22 protein-coding genes and 1 pseudogene are annotated in these 25632 nt (G+C 63.4%); 8 read left to right on the top strand and 15 right to left on the bottom strand.

What is annotated here, in order from left to right; translation table 11 throughout:
- Window positions 1–9: 9 nt before the first annotated feature.
- From K7G81_RS17210 to K7G81_RS17195, 4 genes are all read right to left on the bottom strand, one after another.
- Window positions 10–1086 carry a tartrate dehydrogenase gene (locus K7G81_RS17210; protein ID WP_223032063.1) on the bottom strand — a complete coding sequence of 359 codons (1077 nt, stop codon included), beginning with the start codon at window positions 1084–1086 and terminating at the stop codon, window positions 10–12.
- A 44-nt stretch (window positions 1087–1130) separates the two neighbouring features.
- Entirely contained in the window at window positions 1131–2126 is a 996-nt protein-coding gene (locus K7G81_RS17205; protein ID WP_223032062.1) for a phosphoglycerate dehydrogenase, read from the bottom strand.
- 63 nt (window positions 2127–2189) lie between these two features.
- Window positions 2190–4277, bottom strand: coding sequence for a hydantoinase/oxoprolinase family protein (locus K7G81_RS17200; RefSeq protein WP_223032061.1), 2088 nt, complete (start codon window positions 4275–4277; stop codon window positions 2190–2192).
- Window positions 4274–5923 (bottom strand): hydantoinase B/oxoprolinase family protein, encoded by a 1650-nt coding sequence (locus tag K7G81_RS17195; RefSeq protein ID WP_223032060.1) that lies wholly within the window; start codon window positions 5921–5923, stop codon window positions 4274–4276. Before K7G81_RS17195 ends, K7G81_RS17200 begins: the two co-directional genes overlap by 4 nt.
- A 198-nt stretch (window positions 5924–6121) precedes the next feature.
- Between K7G81_RS17195 and K7G81_RS17190 the strand changes: the two genes are divergently transcribed.
- Complete coding sequence (locus K7G81_RS17190; protein WP_255587259.1) at window positions 6122–7033, top strand: LysR family transcriptional regulator; 912 nt, start codon at window positions 6122–6124, stop codon at window positions 7031–7033.
- A gap of 43 nt (window positions 7034–7076) precedes the next feature.
- Here the strand turns inward: K7G81_RS17190 and K7G81_RS17185 are convergent, their stop codons facing one another.
- Window positions 7077–10055, bottom strand: a complete 2979-nt coding sequence (locus tag K7G81_RS17185; protein ID WP_223032058.1) for a TonB-dependent receptor domain-containing protein — start codon at window positions 10053–10055, stop codon at window positions 7077–7079.
- Window positions 10056–10242: 187 nt separating this feature from the next.
- On the opposite strand from K7G81_RS17185, the pseudogene K7G81_RS17180 reads away from it, so the two are divergent.
- Window positions 10243–11215 (top strand): annotated as a pseudogene (locus tag K7G81_RS17180) (IS481 family transposase).
- Here K7G81_RS17180 and K7G81_RS17175 read toward each other — a convergent pair.
- The 6 genes from K7G81_RS17175 to K7G81_RS17150 form a co-directional block, all read right to left on the bottom strand.
- On the bottom strand, window positions 11212–11376 hold the full coding sequence (locus tag K7G81_RS17175; protein ID WP_223032057.1) for a hypothetical protein: 165 nt from the start codon (window positions 11374–11376) through the stop codon (window positions 11212–11214). The pseudogene K7G81_RS17180 and the gene K7G81_RS17175 overlap by 4 nt on opposite strands.
- A gap of 2 nt (window positions 11377–11378) precedes the next feature.
- Entirely contained in the window at window positions 11379–12158 is a 780-nt protein-coding gene (locus K7G81_RS17170; RefSeq protein ID WP_223032056.1) for a pepsin/retropepsin-like aspartic protease family protein, read from the bottom strand.
- Window positions 12159–12202: 44 nt separating this feature from the next.
- Window positions 12203–13111, bottom strand: a complete 909-nt coding sequence (locus K7G81_RS17165) for a CPBP family intramembrane glutamic endopeptidase (RefSeq protein ID WP_223032055.1) — start codon at window positions 13109–13111, stop codon at window positions 12203–12205.
- Window positions 13112–13180: 69 nt separating this feature from the next.
- Complete coding sequence (locus K7G81_RS17160) at window positions 13181–14566, bottom strand: MFS transporter (RefSeq protein ID WP_223032054.1); 1386 nt, start codon at window positions 14564–14566, stop codon at window positions 13181–13183.
- Between the two features lie 27 nt (window positions 14567–14593).
- Window positions 14594–15484, bottom strand: coding sequence for an alpha/beta fold hydrolase (locus tag K7G81_RS17155; RefSeq protein ID WP_223032053.1), 891 nt, complete (start codon window positions 15482–15484; stop codon window positions 14594–14596).
- A gap of 248 nt (window positions 15485–15732) precedes the next feature.
- Window positions 15733–16692, bottom strand: a complete 960-nt coding sequence (locus tag K7G81_RS17150; protein WP_223032052.1) for a hypothetical protein — start codon at window positions 16690–16692, stop codon at window positions 15733–15735.
- A 159-nt stretch (window positions 16693–16851) separates the two neighbouring features.
- On the opposite strand from K7G81_RS17150, the gene K7G81_RS17145 reads away from it, so the two are divergent.
- Complete coding sequence (locus K7G81_RS17145; RefSeq protein WP_369412143.1) at window positions 16852–17226, top strand: winged helix-turn-helix transcriptional regulator; 375 nt, start codon at window positions 16852–16854, stop codon at window positions 17224–17226.
- Window positions 17227–17281: 55 nt separating this feature from the next.
- Here K7G81_RS17145 and K7G81_RS17140 read toward each other — a convergent pair whose 3' ends face one another.
- Window positions 17282–18202 carry a LysR family transcriptional regulator gene (locus K7G81_RS17140; RefSeq protein WP_223032051.1) on the bottom strand — a complete coding sequence of 307 codons (921 nt, stop codon included), beginning with the start codon at window positions 18200–18202 and terminating at the stop codon, window positions 17282–17284.
- A gap of 140 nt (window positions 18203–18342) precedes the next feature.
- Between K7G81_RS17140 and K7G81_RS17135 the strand changes: the two genes are divergently transcribed.
- Both K7G81_RS17135 and K7G81_RS17130 read left to right on the top strand, forming a co-directional pair.
- Window positions 18343–19209, top strand: a complete 867-nt coding sequence (locus tag K7G81_RS17135) for an alpha/beta fold hydrolase (protein WP_223032050.1) — start codon at window positions 18343–18345, stop codon at window positions 19207–19209.
- A 65-nt stretch (window positions 19210–19274) separates the two neighbouring features.
- Window positions 19275–20180, top strand: coding sequence for an alpha/beta fold hydrolase (locus tag K7G81_RS17130; RefSeq protein ID WP_223032049.1), 906 nt, complete (start codon window positions 19275–19277; stop codon window positions 20178–20180).
- A gap of 4 nt (window positions 20181–20184) precedes the next feature.
- On the opposite strand, the gene K7G81_RS17125 is transcribed toward K7G81_RS17130, so the two are convergent.
- Window positions 20185–21141 (bottom strand): AraC family transcriptional regulator, encoded by a 957-nt coding sequence (locus K7G81_RS17125; protein WP_255587257.1) that lies wholly within the window; start codon window positions 21139–21141, stop codon window positions 20185–20187.
- Window positions 21142–21252: 111 nt separating this feature from the next.
- On the opposite strand from K7G81_RS17125, the gene K7G81_RS17120 reads away from it, so the two are divergent.
- Both K7G81_RS17120 and K7G81_RS17115 read left to right on the top strand, forming a co-directional pair.
- Window positions 21253–22176, top strand: a complete 924-nt coding sequence (locus K7G81_RS17120; protein ID WP_223032048.1) for an SDR family oxidoreductase — start codon at window positions 21253–21255, stop codon at window positions 22174–22176.
- Between the two features lie 195 nt (window positions 22177–22371).
- Entirely contained in the window at window positions 22372–22848 is a 477-nt protein-coding gene (locus K7G81_RS17115; protein WP_223032047.1) for a retropepsin-like aspartic protease, read from the top strand.
- 208 nt (window positions 22849–23056) lie between these two features.
- Here K7G81_RS17115 and K7G81_RS17110 read toward each other — a convergent pair whose 3' ends face one another.
- A complete protein-coding gene (locus K7G81_RS17110) occupies window positions 23057–23983 on the bottom strand; it encodes a LysR family transcriptional regulator (RefSeq protein ID WP_255587256.1) in 927 nt (308 codons plus the stop codon).
- A gap of 84 nt (window positions 23984–24067) precedes the next feature.
- Here K7G81_RS17110 and K7G81_RS17915 point away from each other — a divergent pair, with 84 nt between their 5' ends.
- Window positions 24068–24733, top strand: a complete 666-nt coding sequence (locus K7G81_RS17915) for an NmrA family NAD(P)-binding protein (RefSeq protein ID WP_255587254.1) — start codon at window positions 24068–24070, stop codon at window positions 24731–24733.
- 664 nt (window positions 24734–25397) lie between these two features.
- Here K7G81_RS17915 and K7G81_RS17100 read toward each other — a convergent pair.
- Complete coding sequence (locus K7G81_RS17100) at window positions 25398–25538, bottom strand: hypothetical protein (protein WP_223032046.1); 141 nt, start codon at window positions 25536–25538, stop codon at window positions 25398–25400.
- Between the last annotated feature and the right edge of the window lie 94 nt (window positions 25539–25632).

Here is a 25632-nt window from a genome sequence, read left to right as displayed (position 1 = left end):
AGCCGGGCGCTATCGCAGAGCGTCGAGGACCGCGGTGGTACACGTCTCCGTCGACGCCGTGCCGCCGAGATCGCGCGTGCGGAATTCCGGTTTGGCCAGCACCTCTTCTATCGCGGTTATCACGGCCGCCGCCGCCTCCCATTCACCGAGATGATCGAGCATCAACGACGCCGACCAGATCTGGCCGATCGGGTTTGCGATCCCCTTGCCGGCAATGTCTGGCGCCGATCCATGGACCGGCTCGAACAAAGACGGAAAGCGACGTTCGGGATTGATGTTGCCCGCGGGAGCGATTCCGATCGTCCCGGTACATGCCGGTCCCAGATCCGACAGGATGTCGCCGAAAAGGTTCGACGCGACGACGACGTCGAACCAGTCAGGGTGCTGCACGAAGTGAGCGGCCAGAATGTCGATATGGTATTTGTCCCAGGACACTCCCGGGAAATCGGCTGCCATTTGCTCAACGCGCTCGTCCCAATACGGCATCGTTATCGAGATACCGTTCGACTTGGTCGCCGAGGTGACGTGCTTCTCCTCACGCCGCTCGGCCAGTTCGAACGCGAACTTGAGGATACGGTCCACCCCCACCCGGGTCATGACCGTTTCCTGGATAACCACCTCCCGCTCGGTCCCCGGAAATATCGTTCCCCCGATCGAGGAATATTCCCCTTCGGTGTTCTCGCGCACGACGTAAAAATCGATGTCGCCGGGCCTTCGACCGGCAAGCGGGCTCGGCACGCCGGGCATCAGTTTGACCGGCCTGAGGTTGACGTACTGATCGAACTCCCGCCGGAACTGGATCAGCGAACCCCACAAGGAAACATGGTCCGGAACGGCGTCGGGCCAGCCCACGGCTCCGAAGAAGATCGCATCATGCCCGCCGATCAACGCCTTCCAGTTATCCGGCATCATCTTGCCATGGGCTTGGTAATAATCACACGACGCAAAGTCGAAGTGATCGAATTCGAAACGAACGCCAAAACGCGCCGACACCGCGTCGAGCACTTTCAATCCCGACGGCACGACTTCCTTGCCGATGCCGTCACCGGGGATCACCGCTATTCGATGGCCATCGGATCGAGTCATATATTCGCTCGCTCTGCTATGGGCTGGTCCGGGAGGTTAGGGGGTCAATTCCGCTCCAACGCGGCGGATTTCCGCCCATCGGCGACGACGCAGGCCGCCGGAGGAGTGAGGCCGTCGAGAACGGCGACCACGCATTGCGCCGCCACCAGGTTGGTTCGGTCCAAGCCCTCGCGGGTCGAGGCTGCCGCGTGGGGAGTCGCGATGACATTGGGAAGGCGGATCAGCTCTTCTGTCACCGCCTTGGTCTGCGGATCACTTTCGCTCAGGAACGTGTCGAGACCGGCGCCGGCCAGATGGCCGGATTTGAGCGCGTCGAGCAGGGCGCGGTCGTCGACCAGACCGCCGCGGGCCGCGTTGATCAAAACCGCGCCCTTCTTCATCTTCGCAATGGTCTCGGCGTTGAACATGAAGCGGGTCTCGGCCGTCAAAGGCGCGTGGATCGAGACATAATCGCTTTCGCGCAGCAGGGTTTCGAGATCGACATAGGCCACACCGTTCGCCGCAGCGAATGTCTCGTCGCGCTTGTTGTCGACGACGAGGATATCGACGTCGAAACCGCTGAGTCGTTGGACGAGGCTACGACCGATGCGTCCCAATCCGACGATACCCACCGTCTGGCGAAACAGGTCGCGCCCTATCAGGATCGCCCAGTTCCCGGCCACCATGTTGGCTTGCGTTTCCCGAAAGCGGTGGCCGACGGCCAGCATCAGGGCGATCGTGTGGTCTGCAACCGACGCATCGTTGCCGCCGGCGGCGATGCAGACGACCTTGCCCAGATCGGCAGCGGCCTGCAGATCCACGCGATCGTAGCCCACACCGCGCCGTGAGATCACCTCGAGAGCGGGCAACGCCGCCATCAATTCACGGGTGACGCGCGCGTGTCCCACAATCCATCCGGCCGCGCCGGCGAGCGCGCCCGTCAACTCGTCGTGCGACAAGTTCCCATCCGCTTGGCCTTCAGGAAGGTCGGCCTGGACGACGGTGCAGCCATTCTGTTCGAGATAGGCAATCGTGCCATCGTCGAAAAAGCGTTGCGTCACCACCACTCGCCGGGTTGTTGCTCCCATTTCCACAGAACCTTCGCGCTTTGCCGGCAGCACCGGTCAGTTTGGATAACTAATCGAAACAACGAGATTTGACTGATCGTCGACGGTGACGCTCCCCTCAGGGCCAACCGCGAAGGAAGATTCGCGCTCCTCGAACACGGCGGGACCGGCGATGACGTCGCCCGGGCGCAACGCATAGCGGTCGAATACGCGCGCGAGCACACGCCCCGCGCCGGGGAAGTAAACCTCGCGCGCCGGTCGCTCTGCCGGCGCGTCGATCGGCGCGTGCACGAGGCTGATCGATTGCGCCGGGACCGACGCCGCCAGCCGCCAGTTCACAGCTTCTATCGGGACGCCTCTGACAACCCGATCGAAAAGTCTGCGATATTCCTCGTCGAACGCGGACTGGATCTGCGGCGCCATGTCGACGGAAAGCGAGCCGTTCGGCAGAGGAACCGTGATCTCGAAACCCTGCCCGACATAGCGCATGTCGGCCTGTCGCTCGAAGCGGATCGCGCCGTCGCCCGCGCCCACGCTCGAGAGCAGCGCCGTGGCCTTTTCCTCCATCTCCCGAAACAGCGCTTCGACCTGATCCCAGTCGACACGCCCGATCGGCGCCAGGTAGCCGCGCGCATCATCGACCGCAGGCGCGGCCACGAGGAACCCGAAGGCGGAAATGACGCCGGCGCCCATCGGGACGATCAGCTTGCGAACCTTGAGCAGCCGCGCGAGGCCGTACGCATGGACGGGACCAGCGCCGCCAAAAGCCAACATGGCATAGTCGCGCGGATCCTTGCCCTTCTCGGCAAGATGCATCCGCGTCGCAGCGGCCATGCTCTCGTTGACGATTTCCTGAACGCCGCGCGCGGCGGTCTCGACATCAATGGAAAGCGGCGCGACAAGCTTGCGTTCGAAGGCATCGCGCACCGCATCCAGCTGGAGCGTCATTTCCCCGCCGAGGAAGAACGCGGGATTCAGGTAACCGAGCAGCAAATCGGCATCTGTAACCGTCGGCTCCTGCCCGCCGCGGCCATAGCATACCGGGCCGGGCACCGAGCTGGCGCTGCGAGGGCCGACCTTCATCAGGCCGAGCGCATCCACGTTCGCGATCGAGCCGCCGCCCGCCCCGATCTCGATCATGTCGATGACCGTCACTTTCAGCGGTAGGCCGGAGCCCTGCTTGAACCTTTCAAGCCGGCCGGCCTCGAAATCGTGCTTTACGTGTGGCTGACCATGCTCGATCAGGCACATCTTGGCGGTCGTTCCCCCCATGTCGAACGATATCAGGTGGTCCTCGCCGATCTGGCGAGCGATATGCGCCGCCGCCATCGCGCCCGCGGCCGGCCCCGACTCGATCAGTCGAACCGGAAAATTTTTGGCCTCCTCGATGGTCGTCAGGCCACCACCCGACAGCATGATCGAAAGGTCGCCCACGAAGCCGAGGCTTTCAAGATCCGCTGTCAGCCTGTCGAGATAGCCATGGACGCGCGGCTGGACGTAGGCGTTGACGCATGCGGTGTTGGTCCGCTCATACTCGCGCAGTTCGGGCGCTACCGACGACGAGACCGATAGGAGGAGCTCGGGAAACCGTTCGCGAACGAGCTGCTCCGCCCGCCGCTCGTGAGACGGATTGCGATAAGCGTTCATGAAGCAGATCGCGAGAGCTTCGATCCCCTCGTCGACCAGAAACGCAACCTCCTTGAGCAGCGCTTCCTCGTCGAGCGGCTCCCGTTCACTGCCATCCGCCAACATACGGCCGGCGACGCCCCGGCGCAGATAGCGCGGCACGATCACGGGCACCGCGCGCTGGAACAGATCGTCCACGTCGTAACGGGTTTCGCGCCCCATTTCGAGCGTATCGGTCAGCCCGGCATTGGCGATGAGCCCGACCTTGCCGCCGGTTCGCTCGAGGACAGTGTTGGTGATCAGCGTGGTGCCGTGCACGATGCTGTGGATCTGCGCGGCCTCGCTCCCGGTTTCCGAAAGGAGGCGCTCGATCCCTTCGATGATCGCCCGGCTGGGTTCCGACGGCGTCGTCAGACGTTTGCCCGTCCGAGTGATGCCGCGCGCCTCGTCATGGAACACGAAGTCAGTGAAGGTTCCGCCGATGTCGACGCCAATGCGCGCGGTCCGACGCGTATTCATGCGGCCGTGCCCCCACGATAGTCTTCCCGGGCGGCTCGTTCGCTGACCATGCCGTTTCGGACATCGTCGGCGAGCGCAAGCGCCGACCGCTTGCATGGATCGCCGTAGCCGCCGCCGCCGGCGAAATTGATGGCGATGCGCGAACCCGGCGCGAGCGCAGTGCGGGACTTGAGCCTAACCGGCGTGACCCCGTCGATCCGGGCGTAGGCGCAGGCGCCCGGCTTCCCCCCGGCCACGCCGAGCGCGGGATGCCGTTCGCGGTCGCCGATAATCATGACCTGCATCGGCTGAGTGGTGAGATTTTCGATCTCGACGACCTGCCCGAGACCACCGCGGAATTCACCGGCGCCCCCGGAATCCTGGCGGTATTCCTTGCGGGTGAACAGGATGGGGCCGACGGCCTCGAGCGCCTCCAGGCTGCCGGCGCCTGAATTGGTCGGGAAGGCAGTGGTGGACAGCCCATCGAACCGCGACGACGCCCCCATGCCCGCACTTGCAAAAAGGATCGCGGAGAAGCGTTCGCCCTCGCTATTGACGCCCCCGATCCGCGCGCGCAGCGCAGGTGCTCCGCCACTGTCCGCGAGGATGCGATCGGGCACAACTTGCGCCAGCGCCTGGTAGATCGCGCAGCTCAGGAGATGGCCGGTGAGATGCCGCGCGGCAACCGCCGACGGCCGGACGGCGTTCATCACGGCGCCTTCGGGCGCGACGATGCTGACGGGCCGGTAAGATCCCTCGTTACGCCTGGTATGCGGATCGAGCACGCACTTGATCGGGTAAATCGAATAGGCCTGCGTATAATTCATCGTGCAGTTCGTCGCGCGCCCGTTCTGCTTCGAGCTGCCCGCGTAATCGACCGTCATGCCGTCCCCGGCGATGGTGACGGCGCAGGCAATATGGGTGGGATGGTCGTCGAAACCGTCGGCGTCGACCGCTGCCCGGTAGACCCCATCAGGCAATGCCCGGATGGCGTCGCGCATCGCTCGCTCCGACATGCCCTGTATCGCGGCGGCCAGATCGCCCAAATCGTCGAGCCCCGTATCGTCAAGGAAATCCACGGTGCGACGCCGACAAACTTCGTTTGCCGTAGCCTGCGCCTCCAGGTCCCCAAGCATCAGGTCGGGAAACCGCACGTTGTTCAGGAACAATCGCAGCAGGTCGTCATTGCGCACGCCCCCACGATAGAAGTGCATCGGGGGGATGCAGATGCCCTCTTCGTATATTTCCTTGTTTTGGGCGCCGAGCGAACCGCCGATGTCGGGCGTATGCGCGGCGCTGCCGGAAAAGGCGACCAGTCTGCCACGATGGAAGATCGGCGCGATCATCGCCACGTCCGGCAAATGCCCCGTCCCGATCCACGGATCGTTCGTGATCACGCAATCGCCCTCCGACCAGGAATCGATCGGAAAGGTGCGCAAAAAATGTCGGGCGGTGCGGCCGAGCAGGCCGGCAAAGGCCGGAATCCCGCCGCTGCATTCGGCCAGCGTCCCACCGTGGACGTCCAAGAGGCAGGTAGCGAAGTCGTTTGACTCACGCACGATGGGCGAGAAGGCCGTGCGAAGCAGCGTGGTTGCCGCCTCGTCCGCGACCGCGATCAGCCTGCTCCAAAATATTTCCAGCGTGATTGCGTCGTATTTCCCGGTCATCCGCTCGCCCGTCGCCCGTGCCTGGGGGCACTGTCTGAGGATGGCGTAGCAATACGCTCAACCGGTATCCAATTCGCTGTTCGCATGATTTCATCCGGCGAGCCGACGTGATCACATGCGGTCACGGGCCTACGGTGTCGGCGGAACCATGTCTCAAGGCGCACTAGAGCTACGTCCCAGATGGCGCTAGGAAGAAGCATGGATTGCGACTGGCTTGAGGACTTCCTCGCCCTCATCGAGCATGGCGGATTCTCGCGAGCGGCCGAGCATCGGGCTGTCAGCCAACCCAGCTTCAGCCGGCGGATCAAGGCGCTTGAGGATTGGGTCGGCGCCACGCTCATCGACCGAAGCACGCACACGGCGCGTCTGACACCCGCAGGCGATGCATTCCGCTTCGTTGCCGAGGAGACGCTTCGGAGGCTGAAGCTGGGACGGGAGGAGGCTCGAGAGGTCGCCAGGTCGACGTCGGAATCGTTGCGCTTTGCATCGACCCATGTCCTCTCCCTCACACATTTTCCCGCTCTTCTGCGAAAGCTCGAGGAGCGCGTCCCGATGACGGCGAGGATCGAGCTGACTGCAGACAACATGACCGCGTGCGAGCGCATCATGATCGAGGGCCGCGCGCAATTCCTGCTGTGCCATCACCACAATGCGGCGCAGGTCCGTCTCGGTTCCGATTTCCGTTCGATACCCCTCGGTTCCGATATATTGCTCCCCGTAGCGGCCCCCAGCCTCGCCGCGGTGGATCTGGAGACGGCGCCGCAATTGTCTTTCAGCGCCGAGTCCGGAATGGGGCGAATCCTTTCAGCTGCCTGGGCGGCGGCGGGCATCGACGCGCCACTCAATCCCGTTTTCACGTCTCACCTCGCCAGCGTGCTTACGACGATGGCGCGGGAGGGGCGCGGTGTCGCTTGGACCGCGTTGAGCATCGTTCGCGAGGACCTGAAGACCGGGCGTCTGGTGCGCGCTGCCGATCCGTCACGCGATGTGCAAATCGAGATACGAATATGGCGCCCGCGTGCCCGCCAAACGCCGGCGGCAGAAGCACTATGGTCGCGACTATTGAAAGGGGAAGGCGGCGGAGCCGCTGTCGACTTCACCGCCCCCTGAGGTCGACTACCGCTGCCCATGCAGACGATCGGCCTGCCGCGTTTTAGAACTTAGCCTTTATAGATGCGTAGAAGCGCCGTCCGAGGACGTCGTACGTGTATGCGTCTGTCGCCAGGTTGCCAACGATGCTCGTGTTGACCACCGGCGGCTTTTTGTCGAAGATGTTGGTCGCCCCGAGCCCAAGCTGAAAGCGGTGGGAAACATCGAAGTTCAAGCTTAGGTCGAAATAGCTGACCGCGGAAACGTCCGGCGCCGTTCCATTCGTGCCAACGTTCGCGGCATTCGCCATCTTACCGATATATCGCCAGCGCAGGCTGGCCGATACGTCGCCAACGCCCAGCGTAGCGGTCGAGGTCGCCTTCCACCGCGGATGCGCGTCCGCGAACAGGTCGATCTGCGTGTTTCCGATCGTGCCTGCATAATCAAGCGTTGGCGCGCCGGCGAAGTTCTGAATCTTGAACGTGTCCAGATAGGTCGCGACCGAGCTGATGGCAAAGTAGCTGCTGCCCGGCCCGCCCACATCGGCGAGGTTCAACCGCCAGTCGAGCTGCGCGTCGATCCCGCTCGTCGAATAGTTGGCCAGGTTGAACTGCGGGTTCAGGATCAGAGACAACTGGCCGTCGCCCGGATTGCGCTGCAGCAGCTGGCAGTAGCTGCTCGCGTTGCTCAGACCGGGATTCGCCACCGTGCTGAAACATTGGGACAAGGCAACTGTGCTCGAGATCTGGCCGATCGCTTTGGTGATCTTGATATTGTAATAGTCGACCGACAGGCTGAGGTGCTCCAGCAGCGGTGATGAAAACTTGGGACTGAGCACCACGCCGGCCGAGTAGGTGTCGGCCGTTTCCGGCTGAAGGGCCGTGTTGCCGCCGGATTGGAAGGGCGTCCGCGGGTTCGTATTCTGGAACGTGTCGATCAGGCTGGCGGGCACGCCTTGCGCCAGGCAAAGGGCACGAACCTGATCGGCGTTGGCCGCACCGGCGGCGCGGTAGGCTCCGCGCACGTCGCACGGATCGCCGGAACCCAAGACGCCGGGCGCTCCGATCGACGCCTGCCCGAAGCTGGTAGCGCCGAATAGCTCGCCGGCACTCGGCGCACGCGTCGCCCTCGAATACCCGCCTCGGAACCTTAGACCGTCGATCACGATCCAGTCCGCGTCTACCGTATAGGTCGAGATGCCACCGACGGTGTTGTAGTGCGAATAACGATAGGACGCGTCAAGGTTGAATTCCTTGATGAGCGGTCCGTTCTTGATCACCGGGATCAGGAGTTCCGCATAGGCTTCGGCCGCCTTGGTCGTCCCGCTCGACGCAAAAATAGGCAGGAAATTGGCGATCTGCCCGGTCGTGATCTGCGAGTCCGGGTCGAAGGAATAGTCGTTCTGGCGATAGTCTGCGCCCGCCGCGAACTTGAGAGCGCCAGCCGGCAAACTGAACAGAGTGCCGGTGACATTGGCCTCAACGTTGGTCTGGGAAAGGCGCGTGACGTTCCTTTCCGTGCGGGAGATGAACGCCGAGCACGCCGCAGAGACCGGCTGCAAACCGAAGATGTTATAGCCGCCGGAGCACAGGCTCGCGCCGCCGTCAGGCGCCGCCAGCAACTGATTGATCGCCAGAATACTTGGATAGCCCGTCTCCGTCTGCAACTGGTGCGTCTGTCCGTAGGATCCTACGATGCTCCAGTCGATATCGGTTCCACTGAAGCGGCCCGACAAGCCGGTCGTCAGTTGGAAGACGTCATAATCGTTGCGCTCGTGCCGAGGGCCGGCTTCTGTTGTGAAACGAGTGGCGGTAAGCGGTGCTGTCGGGTTTGGCCGCGACAGCAGATAAGTGCGCAGGTCGGCAGGAATGAACGGATTTGTGACCGGTATCGTTATGGGGACGGATGAAGAGGTCGAGCCCGCGTTTGCAAAGGCCCCGCCCGTCGTCACATTGTAGTTGGTATAGAAACCTTCGACGAAGAGCTTGATGTTGTCGCTGAAATCGTAATTCACCCGGCCGAAGACGTTATAGCGGGTCAGCGGCGTCTGCGCGACGTAGGTCTCGCTTACCGCATAATATTGCGCGCCGTTATAGTTGACCGTGGCGGGATCTGCTCCATCCCGGTAGTTTACGATGTTCGTCGGCGAATACAGGGTTCCGTCCCGGTTGAACGACAGCTGCAAGGAACGGGAGACCGTTCCCGGCGCGTACCCATAGGCTGAGAAGATTGAATCGACCGCCGCCTGACTCGGAAGATTTGCGGCCGAAACGTTCAGCAGCGTGCGCGGGTTAGACGCGGTCAGGACTTGACCGCGCAAATAGTCGCGATTGGTGAACGGAGCGATGTCGCGACGGGAATAGCCGATCGAAAGGAGAGCGGACCCGCGCCCGTTGGCGAACTTACCGCCTGCAAGAAGGTTGAGGTCGTAGGTGGATCCATCGCCCCGTTCGGTGACACCAGTCTTGGCGCTCAGTTCGACGCCCGTCACATCCTGACGGAGCTTGAGATTGACCACGCCCGTGACAGCGTCGGAGCCATAGACTGCCGACGCGCCACCGGTGATGATCTCGACGCTCTGGACGAGGTCGGCTGGAATCGTGTTGAGGTCCACTGATCCGTCCGAAGCCGACGGCTGGACACGTCGGCCGTCAACGAGGATCAGCGTGCGTTGCTGGCCGAGGCCACGAAGGTCGAGGCTCGCCTGTCCGCCTCGGGCCTGCGTGTTCGTTGAAGAACTGGCCGACGAGGTAATCTGCGGCAGCTGGTTCAACGACGACTCAAGGGTGGGAGACGCCGACTTCGCAATATAATCGCTGGAGACGGTCGCTATCGGGCTGCTCGACGTATAGTCGCGTCGCGAGATGCGGGACCCCGTCACGACGATCTCGCCCGTTTGCGATGTGGGTTCGGATGCCGTGGCGACTGACACATTCCGATCGCTATCGGCGGTCGGAGCAGGTGTCGTTTGCGCATATGCCCCGGACGCGCCCGCACCGGCAGCCACAAGAGCCAAGACCGCACATGCCGTCTGCCTTTTCATGTCCCTCTCCCCATGCCGCTCCAGCTTTCCCGGATGCGTGACCCGCGGAGAATGCGATGATGGGTTGACTGCATCAACGGCGCTACGCGCAACAATTCATGCACGTCGCGAATGAGGCTGAAGGGCTTAGGTGTTTGGTCCCGGCATTTGATGGTGCATCATCCTCGCGAGCTTGGAAGGATGCGCTATGGGACAGATTCTACATGGAAGCGCCCGCACGACAGAGGCGGTCCGTCGAGCGATACAGCATAGTGAAGAGAGCCTGAGGGTTCTGGCGAAGCGCTACGGGCATCAACCAGAAGACCGTTGCCAAGTGGAAGAGGCGCACGGCGGTCAAGGATCTGCCGACCGGCCCGCGGGATGTCCATTCGACGGTGCTGTCGATCGAGGAAGAGGCGATCGTCGTCGCCTTCCGCAAGCACACGCTGCTGCCGCTCGATGACTGCCTCTATGCGCTACAGGCGACGATCGCGCACCTGACGCGCTCATCCTTGCATCGGTGTCTGCAGCGGCACGGGATCAGTCGTTTGCCCGAAGTGACAGGTGACAAGGAGCCGAAGAGAAAGTTCAAGACCTATCCGATTGGTTACTTCAACATCGACATTGCCGAAGTGCAGACGGCCGAAGGCAAACTACGGCTGTTCGTGGCGATCGACCGCACCAGCAAGTTCGCCTATGTCGAGTTGCACGAGCAAGCCGGCAAGATGATCGCTGCCCAGTTCCTGCGGAACCTGATCGCGGCCGTGCCCTATGCCATCCACACCGTGCTCACCGATAACGGCATCCAGTTCACCAATCAGGCCCGCCACAAATACGCCTTTCACCACATCGTCGATCGCGTTTGCGACGAGCATGGCATCGACCATCGCCTCACCAAGGTGAAGCGCCCTTGGACCAATGGTCAGGTCGAACGCATGAACCGGACGATCAAAGAAGCAACCGTCAAGCGCTATCATTACGACAGCCATGACCAACTGACCGCCCACCTGCACACCTTCATCGACGCCTACAACTATGGCCGTAGGCTCAAGACCCTGCGCGGACTCACCCCCTACGAATACATCCGCAAAATCTGGTCAGCCGAACCTGATCGGTTTATACTCGACCCGCACCATCAAATGCCGGGACAAACACCTAGCCTGCAGGCCGCCTTCGCCTAATGGGCATCGTCATATTTCAGCAAATAGATCGTCCGGTTGGGGTAATCGATCACCGTCTTGTATTTGCTCAGGAGATTATAGGCGAATGTGACATTATCGTCGGGGCGCTGGTTGGTGGCCTCGGCGAAGGGCGCGGGCGGCGGCACGACGTTGAATCGCAATGTCAGGTCGGCGGCACCGTTGGCGATGTCGACCCCGGAAATGTCGACCTGATCGTCACCACCATCCTCCGCTTTGGCGAGCACGCCTTCGGCGGCGAGCTTCTGGCGCGTCGCCTTGTCGATCCACATTTCAAGGCGCCGGTGTCGAACGCGCCGTCGAACCTCATCTTGCCGATCGTGACCGGCACCACGGGTATCCGCGCAAGCTTGGGGCGCTGGAACGGGATGACGGCGACAACAGTCTCACCGCTGAGAAAGTGCGTCACCGCCGCCGGACCGGCCTTGTAGAAGGTGGCGGTGTCCTTGCGGTAATCGATCTTGACCGCATAGCCGCGGAAGAATTCGAAACCGACCCAGCCGAGATAATCCGGCGTGATGTGCTGCTCGATCTGCGACGCGTCGTTGCTCTGGACGTTGTGGACGTTGGTATAAGAAAACTGCCCGAAGCGCACCGACGCGATCGTCTTGTTGAGTTGCGCCGGCATGGTCTGCCCGCTGCCAACCTTGCTGCCCGGCATGGCGATGCCGTTCTTGAGCGGTACATAATGGTGGTTGAGAGTGATCGCGGCGTCCGAGCCGATGTCGAACATGAACTTGCCCTTCACCCCGTTCACCTCGCCTTCGATGAACGGATAGCCCTTGATCAGGACGAGCGGGACGGTGACCTCATCGCCGGTCAGCCGCACCCCCGGCGCCGCTTCGTCGGCGGGAAGCTTGACCGCGGTCTGGCCGGTCGCGGCGAGCGTCGATGCAAGAAGCGCGGCGGCGAATCCAAGGGACATCTGATTCCTCCCTGCGTAAGCGTGACAAATGCTACGGACTAAGGTCAATGCGCCCAGGCGGCGCCTTGCTCCGAAACACCGGTAACGGGATCGATGCCATCCAGCGCCCCGCGGCGGGTCCAGACGAAAATCGCCGCTGCCAGCAGGACAACCGGCAGGACCGCGCCCGATTCGTCGATGGCGTAGGCGGTCACGCTTCCGCGCGCCGCGGTCAGCGGCACGAAGAACCCCTGGTTGAACATGTTGATGCTGGCATGCGCCATCGCGCCGGTCCACAGACTGCCCGAGCGCCGGCGCACCCAGGCCATGATGATCGCGAGGCTCATCACCTCGACCACGAAACACGGTGTCGAGAACCACAAAGGGGTCGCACTGTCATAATCGGAGAAGAACAGGATCGGGAAATGCCAAACCGCCCAGATCGCGCCGGTCAGCAAGGCACCGCCCGTGAACCCGAACTTCGCATCCAGTCTTGGCGACAGGAACCCGCGCCAGCCGATCTCCTCGCCGAGCGCGGACGACAGCGCCATGGGAAGGCTGGTGGTCGCGAACAGCACGAACCAGCCGATCACCACCAGCGCGGTGCCGGCGCCGGTCCAGTGCAGGCTCTTGCGAAAGGTCGCGACGGTGTCCGCGTTGGGAAATCCGCCGAGGCCGACGGCATAGACGATGCCGTAGGTAACGATGCATACCGCCAAGGGCCAGAAATACGAGAGAAGTTGCCAGCGCGGCTCTCCCCACCGCCAGCCGAGCGACCCGAGCGGCAGCCTGGCGATCCAGCAGGTGGCGAGCGCGGCAAGCGCCGGCCCCCACATCATGCCGATGGCATAAGCGCCCTGCCCGCCAGAGGTATCCCCGGTCGCGATCCCCAGCGCCCAGAACGGGCCCGAGAACACACAGGTGAGGATCAGGAAAAGCACGATCGGTGATTTGTTGTCTGATGTCGTCGTCAATGCCTCGACTCCTGTTTCGAGAAGGCGGTTGTTGTGGCCAGTAAAGAGCACCGGTCCGGACATGGCCGGTCACGTATCGGTGCCGCGTCTCCTCGTCGTCCGCCACGCGACGGCGGCGCTGGCGATCTGCACGGCAGCCCCGGTCAGCATCGCCGCCCGCAAGCCGCTCACGCCTTTGCCGCCGATGGCGAAAACGGTGCCGAGAATTGCGACGCCGATCGTCGCGCCGGCGATGCGCGCGACGTTGATGAGCGCCGCCGCTGTGCCAGATCGTGCCGATTCGACCGCGCCGACCGCCGCGCCCATCAACGGACCGGTAGCCAACCCCATGCCGAAGCCGGTCAGCGCAAGGCCGATTTCGGTCACGACCAGCGACCGCGCACCGGCGAACATCGCGATCAGGGCGAGCCCGCAACCGATGATGCCGACCCCGCCGGCCGTCGCCATCCGCCGCCCCAGCCGATCGCTGATCCAGCCAGAAAATGGCGAGACCAGCACGAAGAACACCGCCTCAGGGAGCAGCGCGACGCCGGCACCGATCGGCCCGAGCCGGCCGGTCGCCTGCCACGTCTGCGGCAGCAGGAACATCACGCCATACATGCCGAAGGTCATGCCCGTCGTGGCGATCATCGCGCCGAGAAAGGTCAACGATCGAAACATGCCCAGCGGCACCAAGGCGTGATCGCCCAGCGCGCGCTCGGCCCCGAGAAACAGGCCGGAGGCGACGCCCGCGACGATCAGCGCCAGGGCGGCCAGCCAGATCGTCCCATGCGCCTCGATCGCAGCGAGCGACAGCGCACCCAGCGCGATCGCACCCAGCACCTGACCCCGCCCGTCCATCCGGCGACCCTCGGGATCGGCGGATTCGGGGACAGCGATCGGCGACAAAGCCAGCGCTGCGAGGCCGAGCGGCATAACCGCCCAGAAGATCGCCGACCAGCCGAATTGCGCAATCAGGAACCCGCCGGCGCTGGGGCCGATCGCCAGCGCCAGCCCGTTGCAGCCTGCCCAAATCCCCAGCGCCCGGCCGCGCTCGTGCACGTCCGGCCAGGTCACGCGCAGGATCGCCAGCGAGGCGGGCATCAGCAGCGCCGCGCCCAGACCGGCCAGCGCTCGCCCCGCGATCAACAGCCACACCGCCGGCGACAGCGCGCACAGCAAAGACGCCGCCGAGAACACGATCGCGCCGCCCATGAAGACGCGCCGGCGGCCGTACACATCGGCGAGCAGGCCGCCGGTCAGCAGCAATACGGCGTAGACGAGATTGTAGATGTCGACGACCCATTGCATCGTCGCGACATCGGCATGAAACGCCGAACCGATCGGATCGACCGCAAGGTTGACGACGGTGGTGTCGAGCTGGACGATCAGCACCGCCATGCACAGCACGGTCAGCGTCATCCCCCTGCCGCCGAACGCGGTGTGCTGCGTGCGTTCTCGGGATCGTTGGTTCACGACAGCGCGCCCGCCGCCGACCCCACCCTAGAGCGCATCGATCCAGTCGCTCGCGGCGAGCGTCATCGCCTCGGCGCGGTCCTGCATGATCCAGTGTCCGGAGTGCGGCCACAGGTCGACCTGCGATTTCGGATGCGTGAACCACGGCCGCATGCGGTCGGCCTGCGCCGGATCGCGGCACAGATGATAGACCGGCACCGTCAGGCTCTTGCAGAAAGCGGCGCTCGCCGCGCCGACGCCGACCTGGCCGGGGCCGAAGAACAATGGCCCGAACGATTCGCGCACGACGTCGGGCGGCATCCCTTCGACGCGTCGTCCGTGCCACCGCTCGAGCGCCGGATCGGTGGTCGGCGCGTAAGCGAGTTTGAACAGCGCTTCCGCCGCCGCGGCGGGGTTCTCGGCCATCAGATTATGATTGGTCTTTGCGAACAGATCGACCGCGGGGCCATCGAAGCCGAGCGCGCCGTCGACCGACACGACCCCAGCGACCAGGTCCGGCCGCTTTGCCGCAACGCGTGCCGCGATCTGGCCGCCCATCGAATGCCCCATCACCACGAATTTCTCGCCGCGTGCCTTTTCCACCATCAGGGCTTCGATATCCGCGACATAATCGGTCGGCATATACGAACCCGACGGCTTCACTTCCGACCGCCCATGGCCGCGCAGGTCAACGGCGACCGTACGATATTTCCCCTCGAAGGTCGGCAGCTGCCAGCTCCAGTCGTTGGAATCGCACACCCAGCCATGGATGAGCAGGACGTTCCTTCCCCGCCCGACATCGGTCATGAACAGCTTCGCTACCGGCCGCCGGACAGCGGCTTTCGCAGACGCTGTGCCCTTCGTCATCGTGACCGCCGCCGCCACGCCGCCGAGCATCAGCGTATCGCGTCTGGACCAACCAGAGTAATTCACATCCATCGACAGGTCTCCACAATCGTGCGGTCCGTGATCATGACGGCGTTCGACGGACGGCGGACGAAGGACCGCGAGCCGAGAGCCGGCCTGTTGAAAGGTAAATGCCGGAAACCTCAGATCAATTACGCACCTCGAAGTGCGCAGATATACGCGCGTATACCATGTCGTGTTGCGGTACGGCGGGAGGCCTGTCGTTGCGACCGCGGTTGTCGACCGCTCAAGAATGTTGGACGATCGGCGTCTCGCCGCTGTCAGCGGTCTTTCGGTGTCAGCGCTGCCCACGTCAACGCGGTCAGCGTCGTCAGGATCAGCGTTTCGATGAAAAACTGCCCTTCCGCGGCGATCGCCATGATCCGCGAACCGTCAACCCAGAAACTGAACAGGGCGATGCCTGCGACGCGCCCGCGCATCAACAACATGATCAGCACGAAGGACGCGACGCGGCGGCTTTTCGAACCTGGTAGCGCGGGCCACATCAGGTAGACCAGGACGAACGATGCAATCGTGGGCTCGATGAAGGTCGCGTAGATATATTTGTACACGTAGAAGCCGTAGGGCATCGTGTAGACGGCCGGCGGCTGGGTCAGGTGCAGGCTGGTGTCGACCCAGCTGGAAAGGAAATCGACCAGCGGCATCAGCGCGAATTCATCGAGCGCGGCGGCGAGCACTACCGCGATCGAAATCCAGATGAGGCCGGCATGGCGGAGCCTACGGGCGATGATGACGGCGGCGGTCGCCGTAAAAATGGACATCGCAATGTCGGGAGCCCGCATCATCAGCGAATAGAGCCAGCGCAGGTGAACCAGGCCATCGGTGACGACATTATCGACGATGACCGCCCGCAGCGTTTCCTGGATCATCAGGATCAACAAGCTGAAGATGATCGCCGCGACCGGGAGGCTACGCCTGTCGAGATACCATCGGGCGAGATGGCAGACACAGACCATCGCACCGATCCGCGTAACTTGCCCAAGACAGCGCGCCCAACCGGGCGTCGGTTGGAGATAAGGGAAGGGAATGCCGAGATGTGCGATGGCAAGATCGTGCGACCCCAAAGCCAAGAATGCGGTGATGCACGCCGCGACAATCAGAATGCCCCACGTTTTGCCGGTCAAGGTTGGCTGTGCGTTCGATTTTGTCACCATGGTCGGCAAGTTTCTCCTGTGCGCGCCGTGTAAATCGACGACTCGCGGTGCGTGCCGGTCGCTCACGATTTGTGCTCCTCGCACAGTCGGACGACTGTCGCGGAGGACGACCCTCCGCTAACCGAGAGATTGGCGAGCAGGTTGCTCGCTTCGTCGGGAAACTATAGACCGATGGACCAAGATCAATGACGCACTTCGGAGTGCGCAGATATACAGGAGTATACCGTGGCGACCTGCCAACCAGACACCGTGTTCTTCAAGGACTGTGCCGCACGGGCATTTTTCGATCAGGTTGCCAATAAATGGTCGGCGATGATCCTTATTTTACTTGATATGCAGCCGATGCGCTTCAATGAGCTGCAACGAAGGCTTGAGGGCGTTACCCACAAGGCCCTGACGCAAGCCTTGAGACGGCTGGAGCGTAACGGTCTCATCGGTCGCGAGGTGCTGGCAACCTCGCCGGTGTCGGTGCAATATTCCATCACCCAACTTGGGAGCAGCCTTCAGGCGCCGCTGGGCGCGGTGTTCGATTGGTCGATCGCTCACTTGCGGGATATCGAGCGCGAACAGCTCGCCTATGACGAGCGCGCAATTGGGTAGACGGCAGCTTTCCTTCGGCCGCCGGACAATCTGATCCGCTTCATCACCCGTTCGCCTATTGCTCGCGGCCGGGGGCGGGAATGATGGCGTCGATGCGCAGGAGTTCGCGTTTCATCGCGGGAACGGCATGGTCGATGAAGGACCGCACAACGCGTGCCCGGCCGCGATCGGGATGAAAGACGATATTGACCGGTAGCGCCGACGGCTCGAACATCGGCATGAGGCGAACGAGGCGGCCGGCGGCGATGTCATCCGCCACCTGGTAAGCGCGGGGCCGGATGATCCCCTGTCCGCGCCGTGCCGCGTCGATCGACGCCCCCGCATTGTTGACGGTCAGCCGGGTGTGAACCCGAACGGACCGAATACGCGCACCGTTGTCGATGGCCGCCTTGAATGGCCAGAGCTCTGCATCGCCCCCGGTATTGAGGCCGATGCAATCGTGATGCGCCAGATCCTGCGGGCTGGCCGGCACGCCCTTACGGTCGAGATACTCAGGTGACGCACATACCAAGGTGCGCATTTCACCGACCTTGATGACCGTCAGTGTAGAATCCCGCAGCGGCGCGACGCGTACCGCGAGATCCACGCCTTCGCCGATCAGATCGACAACGCAATTGACCAGCAGCACGCGTGCAGAAACATCCGGATAAAGCCCGAGGAAATCCTCCATCATCGGCATCACCTCGAGGCGGCCGAACAATTCGGGCGCGGTCACGACGATGCTGCCTTTGATCGGTGCCTCGGGATGAGGCGGTCCGGCTTCCTCCAACCTTGCCAGCACCTCGCGCCACACACCGAGATGGCGTTCCCCCGCAGGCGTGAGGCTGAGTTTGCGGGTCGAGCGCAGCAACAGCGTTTCGCCAGCATATCGCTCGAGCATCGCCACAGCCCGCGTGATCGCAGCGGGTGAGCGCCCGTGCCGGCGCGCGGCCGCGGCCAGCGAGCCGTGCTCGACGGCGGCGGCGAAGAGCGTCATCGCATCCAGTCGGTCCATCGTTTCAATTTCTGCAATCCAGTCGTACGAAGTTCAACCATTCCGCTCGAAAATGCACTGCCTAGATCGAATCCTCTTGAGTGAGCGACCCGGCATCGGGTGCAAATTTGAAGGAGGAAGCGATGTCCACTGTGCGCTATCGCAGGCAGCAGGTCGGAAATGTCGAGTTGTTCTATCGCGAGGCCGGTCCGCGCGACGCGCCCGTCATCCTGCTGCTGCACGGCTTTCCGTCGGCCAGCCACATGTTCCGCGATCTCATCCCGCTTCTGGCCGATCGTTACCGCTTGATTGCGCCCGATCTGCCGGGCTTCGGGCAGACCAAGGCGCCGCCGCGGAGCACCTTCGACTATACGTTCGATGCGCTGGCCGATGTCATCGACGGCTTTACCGAAGCGCTGTCGCTCGGCCGCTATGCGCTTTACATCTTCGATTACGGCGCGCCCGTCGGCCTGCGGCTGGCGATGAAGCATCCCGAGCGGGTGTCGGCGATCGTTTCGCAAAACGGCAACGCCTATGTCGACGGCTTCAGCGACGAATGGGGGCCGTGGGAAGCCTATTGGCGCGATCCGAGCGAGGCGAACCGGGAAGCCTGCCGCCCGTCGCTCGCCGCCGACACGATACGCAACTGGCAATATGGCACGGGCACCGATCGCAGCCTCTTGCCGCCCGACGGATACGAACTCGATATCGCCTACATGGCGCGGCCGGGAGCGGAGGAAATCCAGCTCGACCTGATCCTCGACTATCGCAGCAACGTCGCGCTCTATCCCGATTTCCAGGCCTATTTTCGCGCGCATCGACCGCCGTTGCTGGCAATGTGGGGGCGCCATGACCCGGCGTTCATCCCGGCCGGCGCCGAGGCGTTCAGGAAGGACCTGCCGGACGCTGAAATCCACCTGCTCGACACCGGACATTTCGCGCTGGAGACGCACCACCGGGAGATTGCCGCCGGCATGCGGGACTTTCTTGCCCGCACGCTCGCGCGGTGAACCGACCGTCGCAATCCCGACCTTCGGCCGCCGCCGCCAGTCACTGCCGCGCAAGGAACGACGTTATGAACAGCCCCACCGACAGACCATCTCCGGATGCCGCGGCTTTTCGGCACGGCTTTCAGGTGATCGATGGATTGCGGCTCCATTATGTGACGGCGGGCGTCGAGACCGCTCCGCCCTTGGTCCTGCTCGCGGGCTATCCGGAAAGCTGGTTCGCCTGGCGCAGGGTGATGCCGATTTTGGCGCCACACTTCCACCTCATTGCCGTCGACCTCCCCGGTCAGGGGGAGTCCGACAAGCCTCTTGATGGCTACGACACCGAGACGGTGGCGCGCCGGGTGCATGGGCTGATCGAGCGGCTGGGCCATTCGCGCTATGCGCTGGCCGCTCACGATATCGGCTCGTGGGTGGCGCTGCCCTACGCTTTGATGTTTCCCGACGAGGTCAGCCACCTCGCGCTGCTCGATGCCGGTATACCCGGCGTCACGCTGCCGGAGATGCTGCCGACGGCGCCAGATCGCGCATGGCGGACCTGGCACTTCGCCTTTCATGCGGTGCCGGATTTGCCCGAGGCATTGATCGCCGGGCGCGAGCGCATCTATCTCGACTGGTTCCTGCGCCGGAAAGCCGCCGATCCGCACAGTTTTCACGATGCCGATCTCGATGAATATGTCCGCCTCTTCTCTATGCCGGGAGCCTTGCGCGCCGGCCTCGCTTATTATCGCGCCGCCGGCCGGTCGGCCGAGCAGAACCGCGCGTTGGTCGCCAAGGGCAAGCTCTCCATGCCGCTGCTCGCGATCGATGCCGACCAGGGATCGATCCCCGACATGGCCGGGCCTCTGGAGCCGTTCGCCGAAACAATTCGTGGCGAGACGATCGATTCTTGCGGCCATTTCATTCCCGAAGAGCAGCCCGAGGCGCTGGCTCGGATCTTCCTCGACTTCTTCGGCGCCCGAGAGGCCGCTTGATGCGTCACACTGATGACCCGGGCGTCTGCGCGGGCCTTGTGTTGGCGTTGGCCGGTCGTCGACCATAGCGACGCGGAGCGCAGCCCATGACGCGCTTGAAGGCCGTGCTGAACGCACTTTCCGATTCATACCCCAGCGCCAGCGCGATCACCGATATCGGATCGCTGCCGTTTGTCAGCCGGTCGCCGGCCAGCAGCATACGCCAGCGGGTTACATAGTCCATCGGCGACGTGCCGACCGAGGCCTTGAACGTCTGCGCGAAAGTCGACCGCGACATGCCCGCCCGGGAGGCCAGGGCCTGCAAGGTCCAGCGTGCCCCCGGCGCGGCATGGACCGCCCCGATCGCCGCTGCCATCCGGGGATCGGCGAGCGCGAACAGCCACCCAACGTTGCGACCGCCCACCTCGGCAAGATGGAGCCGCAAGGCCTGTACGAGCATCATCTGCGCGAGATGGCGGGCGACGAGGTCGCCACCCGGAAGGGCTTCGACCAGTTCTTGGCGTAACCGCTCCAGCGCCCAGCGCAGGCCGATCCTGTCATTGTCCTCGCGCAGATGAACGATCGGCGGCATGGCATCGAGCAGCATTTCGGCATGCGCGCCGGCGAAGACGAAATGGCCGCCGAGAATCATCGTCTCACCACCGCCGTTCACGATCGCCACGCCGCGCCGCCATTCGCCGGCGCGCAGCGCGAGGAATGGGGTGGGCTCGAGCGCCGGGTCGCGGGTCAGGCGAAACGGGCGGCCGCTTGGCAACAGAATGCAGTCGCCCGCCACCAGTCGGACCGGGTCCGGGATACCATCGACGCTCAGCCAGCAGGCCCCCGATACGAGCGCATAGCATTTGATGCCGTCATGCGGACCGAACCCGATCGACCAGTCTCCACCGAGATCGAAGCCACCCGCGACATAGGTATGCGGCTTGAGCAGCGAGAGGACGTCGGAAAGGGGATCCATCGGCATTTTCGGACGATCGCGAAGATAATGTGCAAGCCCGCGCATATATCGTATCGGCTCGTCCGCCTATCCCTGCCCCGCCCACGGCTTGTGGGAGCAGGATCGGGAGAAGAGTGAATGCGGGTATTTGTCACCGGAGCAACGGGCTGGGTCGGCTCCGCGGTCGTTCGCGAGTTGATCGACGCCGGCCATAGCGTTTTGGGGCTCGCGCGGTCGGAAGCCGGCGCGCAGGCATTGACCGTTGCCGGTGCAGCGGTGGCTCACGGCGAGCTCGACGATTTCGACAGCCTGACCAGCGCCGCATCGCAATGCGACGGAGTGATCCACACGGCCTTCAAACACGATTTCGCGCAGTTTATCGAGAACGCCGATCTCGACCGGCGGGTGATCGAGACGATCGGCAATGTCCTGGCGGGATCGGGGCGGCCGTTCATCACCACCTCGGGCAGTTTGATGCTGGCGATAGCCGCGCCGGGACGCGTCGGCACCGAGCGCGACACGCCGCCCGCCTCGATTCCCCGCGTGCCCTCCGAACAGGCGACGGTCGCGCTGGCCGATCAAGGCGTGCGCGCCGCGGTGATGCGCTTGCCACCATCGGTTCACGGCGATGGCGACCGCGGCTTCGTGCCGCGCATCATCGACATCGCGCGCGCCACCGGCGTCTCGGCCTATATCGGCGACCGCGCCAATCGCTGGCCGGCGGTGTACCGACCGGATGCCGCCCGCGCTTACCGCCTGGCGCTCGAAAACGGGACGGCAGGCGATCGCTATCACGCGATCGGCGACGACGGCATTCCCGTCCGCGTGATCGCCGAGGCGATCGGCCGCCGGCTCGGGCTGCCGACCGTATCGATCCCGCAGGGTGACGCCGAAGCGCATTTCGGCTTCCTCGCGCGGTTCCTCATCCTAGATGCCCCCGCGACGAGCGACCTGACCCGCGAGCGACTGGGCTGGACGCCGACCGGGCCGGGCTTGATTGCCGATCTCGACGATGGAAACTATTTCGCTGGCGGGCTGAGCAAATTCAGCACATCGGCTTAAGATGTTCTATCGTTTCAGTTTCTGCAACCAAGTCGTGCAAAATCAGTCATTCTGTACGGCGGTGTATCGTCTTACCGACGTCGTCTGTTGAGTGAGCAGGCCGTTCGGGGCGCAATTCTCAGAACAGCAAAAAAGGGGCGCGCTCCAATGCACGGAACGGCATCGAATAGTGACCGATCCCGGCTTGGTCGCAGATTGATCCTGCTCGCGTCGATTGCCGCGGTCGCGATCGATCCGGCCCGTGCGTCGGAGCCGGCCGCCCCTGTTCCTTCGGTCGTCAGCAATGCCGGCGGCAGCGACAACAGCGGATGGGTGCCGTTCGACCTTTACAATGGACATCTCTTCCTGATCGCAAAGGTAAACGGGCATGACGTGCCCGCGGTTCTCGACAGCGGCTCATCGGTCGTCGTCGTCAACGCGCCGGATGCCGCTAGGCTTGGCATTGCCGCAAGCGGGACGGAAATGGGCCATGGGGCGCACGGTTCGGCCAAAAGCGATATGGCTCGGCACGTGCTTGTTACCGTCGGCGCCGCCGACATCAGGTCGGACAAGGTCGCACTGGTTGAAATGACGGCGATGGCGAAGGCTTTGAACCGTCCGCTGACCACAGCGATCGGTGGCGAGTTTTTCAAGAACGCCGTCGTCAAGATTGACTTCGCGCATCGCGATTAGACGACCCCATCAAGTTTCGGGATGCGGTTTCGAGCCCTCGAACGTCGGCTAAGTTAGCGGCCCTTGCCACGTTGATCGGCTCTGTCGGCGATGGCGGCTCCCGACCCGTACCGGACGGTCCCGAATCTGCTACCGAAAGGCAACTTTCTCCGAGACGTGCCGTTCGCCCGCATCATAGCGACCGGAAGAGGCGCGGTCGTAAGTCATTTTAAGAGCTTCCCGGGCCGTCTTTGCGAGACGATACAGCGAGCATATCCAGAAATGCTCGCACCTTGGAGCTGGACAGGCGGCGTGAATTCTGGAGCGCCCAGATTTCAACTTTTGGTCCATCATGCGCTCCCCATGATACCAGCCGTCCGGCTGTGATATCTTGCGTCACCATCAATTTCGGCACGAGCGCAACGCCCGCACCGGCGAGCACGGCGTCGCGCACCATCAGGAAGGACGAGAAACGTAATCTGAAATGTGGCCGCAAGAGGCGTATGCCGGCGCTGGTCCTGATCTGCCACCGAACGTCGTCTGGCGCTCCCACACGCCCGACCGCCGGAGCCGCCTGATCGGTGGCGTCGTGCTCCGACTGCAGAACAACCTTCAAGACCGGCGGCGCCACCAGCAACCGCTCATCCTCCATGATTCGGCGCCCGACCAGTCGTTCGTCCGGGCGTGGATCGATCCGGATCACGAGATCGTAATTTTCCTCGACAGGGTCGACCTGGCGGTCCTCGGCGACGATCTCGAGCTCCACCTGCGGATAGGCGGCCACAAAGCTGGTTGCGAGCTTCGGCAGGAGAACATGCGCCAGCACGATCGGGGCGCTCACGCGTAGTTTGCCGCGGGGTATAGATGCGCCGTTCGCCACAGCCTGTTCAGCTTCGACGATCTCGGCGAGCGGACCGAGCGTGCGCTCGTGCAAGGCTCGCCCCTCATCGGTCAGCCTTAGTGTCCTTGAACCCCGGTCGATCAGCCGCACCCCGAGGCTCGCCTCCAGTTCGGACACCTTGCGCGAGAGGGTCGCTTTCGGTCGCCCGCTCGCCCGGCTTGCCCGCCCGAAGCCGCCGTGTGTTGCAACCAGGTTGAAATCTGCAAGCGCCGGCAGGTCCATTTTCTGTTCCGTAATTGAGACGATAAGTTCCAATCATGTCATCTTACGCCAAAATTCGGAACATCTATCTTGCCTCGAGCGACATCCAGTCGCTCGAAGCGATCAAGGAGATACACCATGGCTATTCTGGTAACTGGCAGCACCGGCACGGTTGGAACGCAGGTTCTGAACTTCCTCGACGGTCAGGGCGTCGAAGTTCGCGCGCTCACCCGCTCGCCCGAGAAAGCAAACTTCCCGGCGGGCGTGACTGCTGTGAAAGGCGACCTTGCCGACATCGACAGCATCCGCGCGGCATTGGACGGGGTCAGCACCCTGTTCCTGCTCGCCCCCAACGCGCCCGACGAACTGACCCAGGCCATGCTAGCGCTCAATGCCGCCCGCGAGGCCGGCGTAAAGGGCATCGTCTACCTCTCGGTGTTCAAGGGCGAGGCGTATGCCGACGTGCCGCATTTCGCCAGCAAGATGACCGTCGAGCGAATGATCGCCGTGGCCGTTGCGAAAATCCACGAGCGCGGCTGGCAGGGCTATACCTGCATGATCACGCCCGACGATGCCGGACGCACCATGCTAGAAGCGCAGTTGAACAGCGCGCGCTACGACTGTGTCGTCATCGGCGGCGGGCTCCGAATTCCGCCGAAGAGCCTCACGCTGTTCGAGATGGTGATCAACGCGGTTCACAAGGCGGCGCCGAATGCGACCATCGCTTTCAACACCCGCCCGGAAGATACGGCTGACGCGGCCGCCCGTACCAAAAATCGAGTATATTCCCGGCGGCGCTCCTGAAGACCCGGGCGTTCGTTCCGGGATTACCGTCCTCGGCTAGAAGAAAAGGGCGCAATACGACGCGCGATGGTTGTGGTCTCAGGATCAGATCGTGAGCGTGTGCCAGGCTGGCGCCCCCCGCACGCGCTGTCCGGAATCGTTTGGGGGACGCCATTTCGATAATCAGGCAGCTATCGCTGCGCGCGCGCCGCTTCCTCCGTCCGTCCTCGTCGACTTTTGACGGCGAGGGCTCAGCGTGCTGCGCGCGCGCGAATACGAATAATAGTCGGGTCGACGATCGGCGGGCGGGCCGCCTCGAATTTCGGTAGCGCAACGGTCCATCAGCGATCCCGCGGCCCATTCCGAACCGGTTTGATCCATGCGGTCGACGCTAGAGCCGGGTAGCGATTGGCGACATTGGGGGATCTACGAGCGGGAAGCCCGGTCGGTTGCGTCGGCACTCTTGGCCAAGGGATCGTACCCGCACAGGAAGCTTCTGACGATAGCGCTGGCGTGGCCGCGACTGCTGCGCGGACGCCGTGACAGTCCTTCCGCCCACAGCTTTACCGCCAGGATGCGCACTTCCTCTTCGCGGGGTGGCCGGTCGTCCCGGATACAGCCCACAAGCGCCGGCGGGAAAAGTGCGCTGGCAGTCGCCGTTCCGGCCAAACCATGAGAATGAGGTTCAGTCATGCAGGGCAAGCACCTGTCCGGTCACTGCCCCGCCGTCGACGACGAATTTGCTGCCAGTCGAATAGCTGGCCTCAAGCATCAGGAAGCGCACCATATTCGCGACTTCGTCCGGTTCTCCGATGCTACGGACCAATCCGGCAGCCCCCTTCGCGCTGGGTCGCCGTCTGCGAGGGCGGCCGCCGTCTTGATGACTTGCGGCCCGGATTAACATTTCAGTATGGCGAGTC

Origin of the sequence: Hephaestia mangrovi, from assembly GCF_019880555.1 — a bacterium.
GTDB lineage: Bacteria > Pseudomonadota > Alphaproteobacteria > Sphingomonadales > Sphingomonadaceae > Sphingomonas > Sphingomonas mangrovi.
Note: the sequence above shows the minus strand (reverse complement) of the source record. Positions and strands in the feature narration are given on the sequence as shown.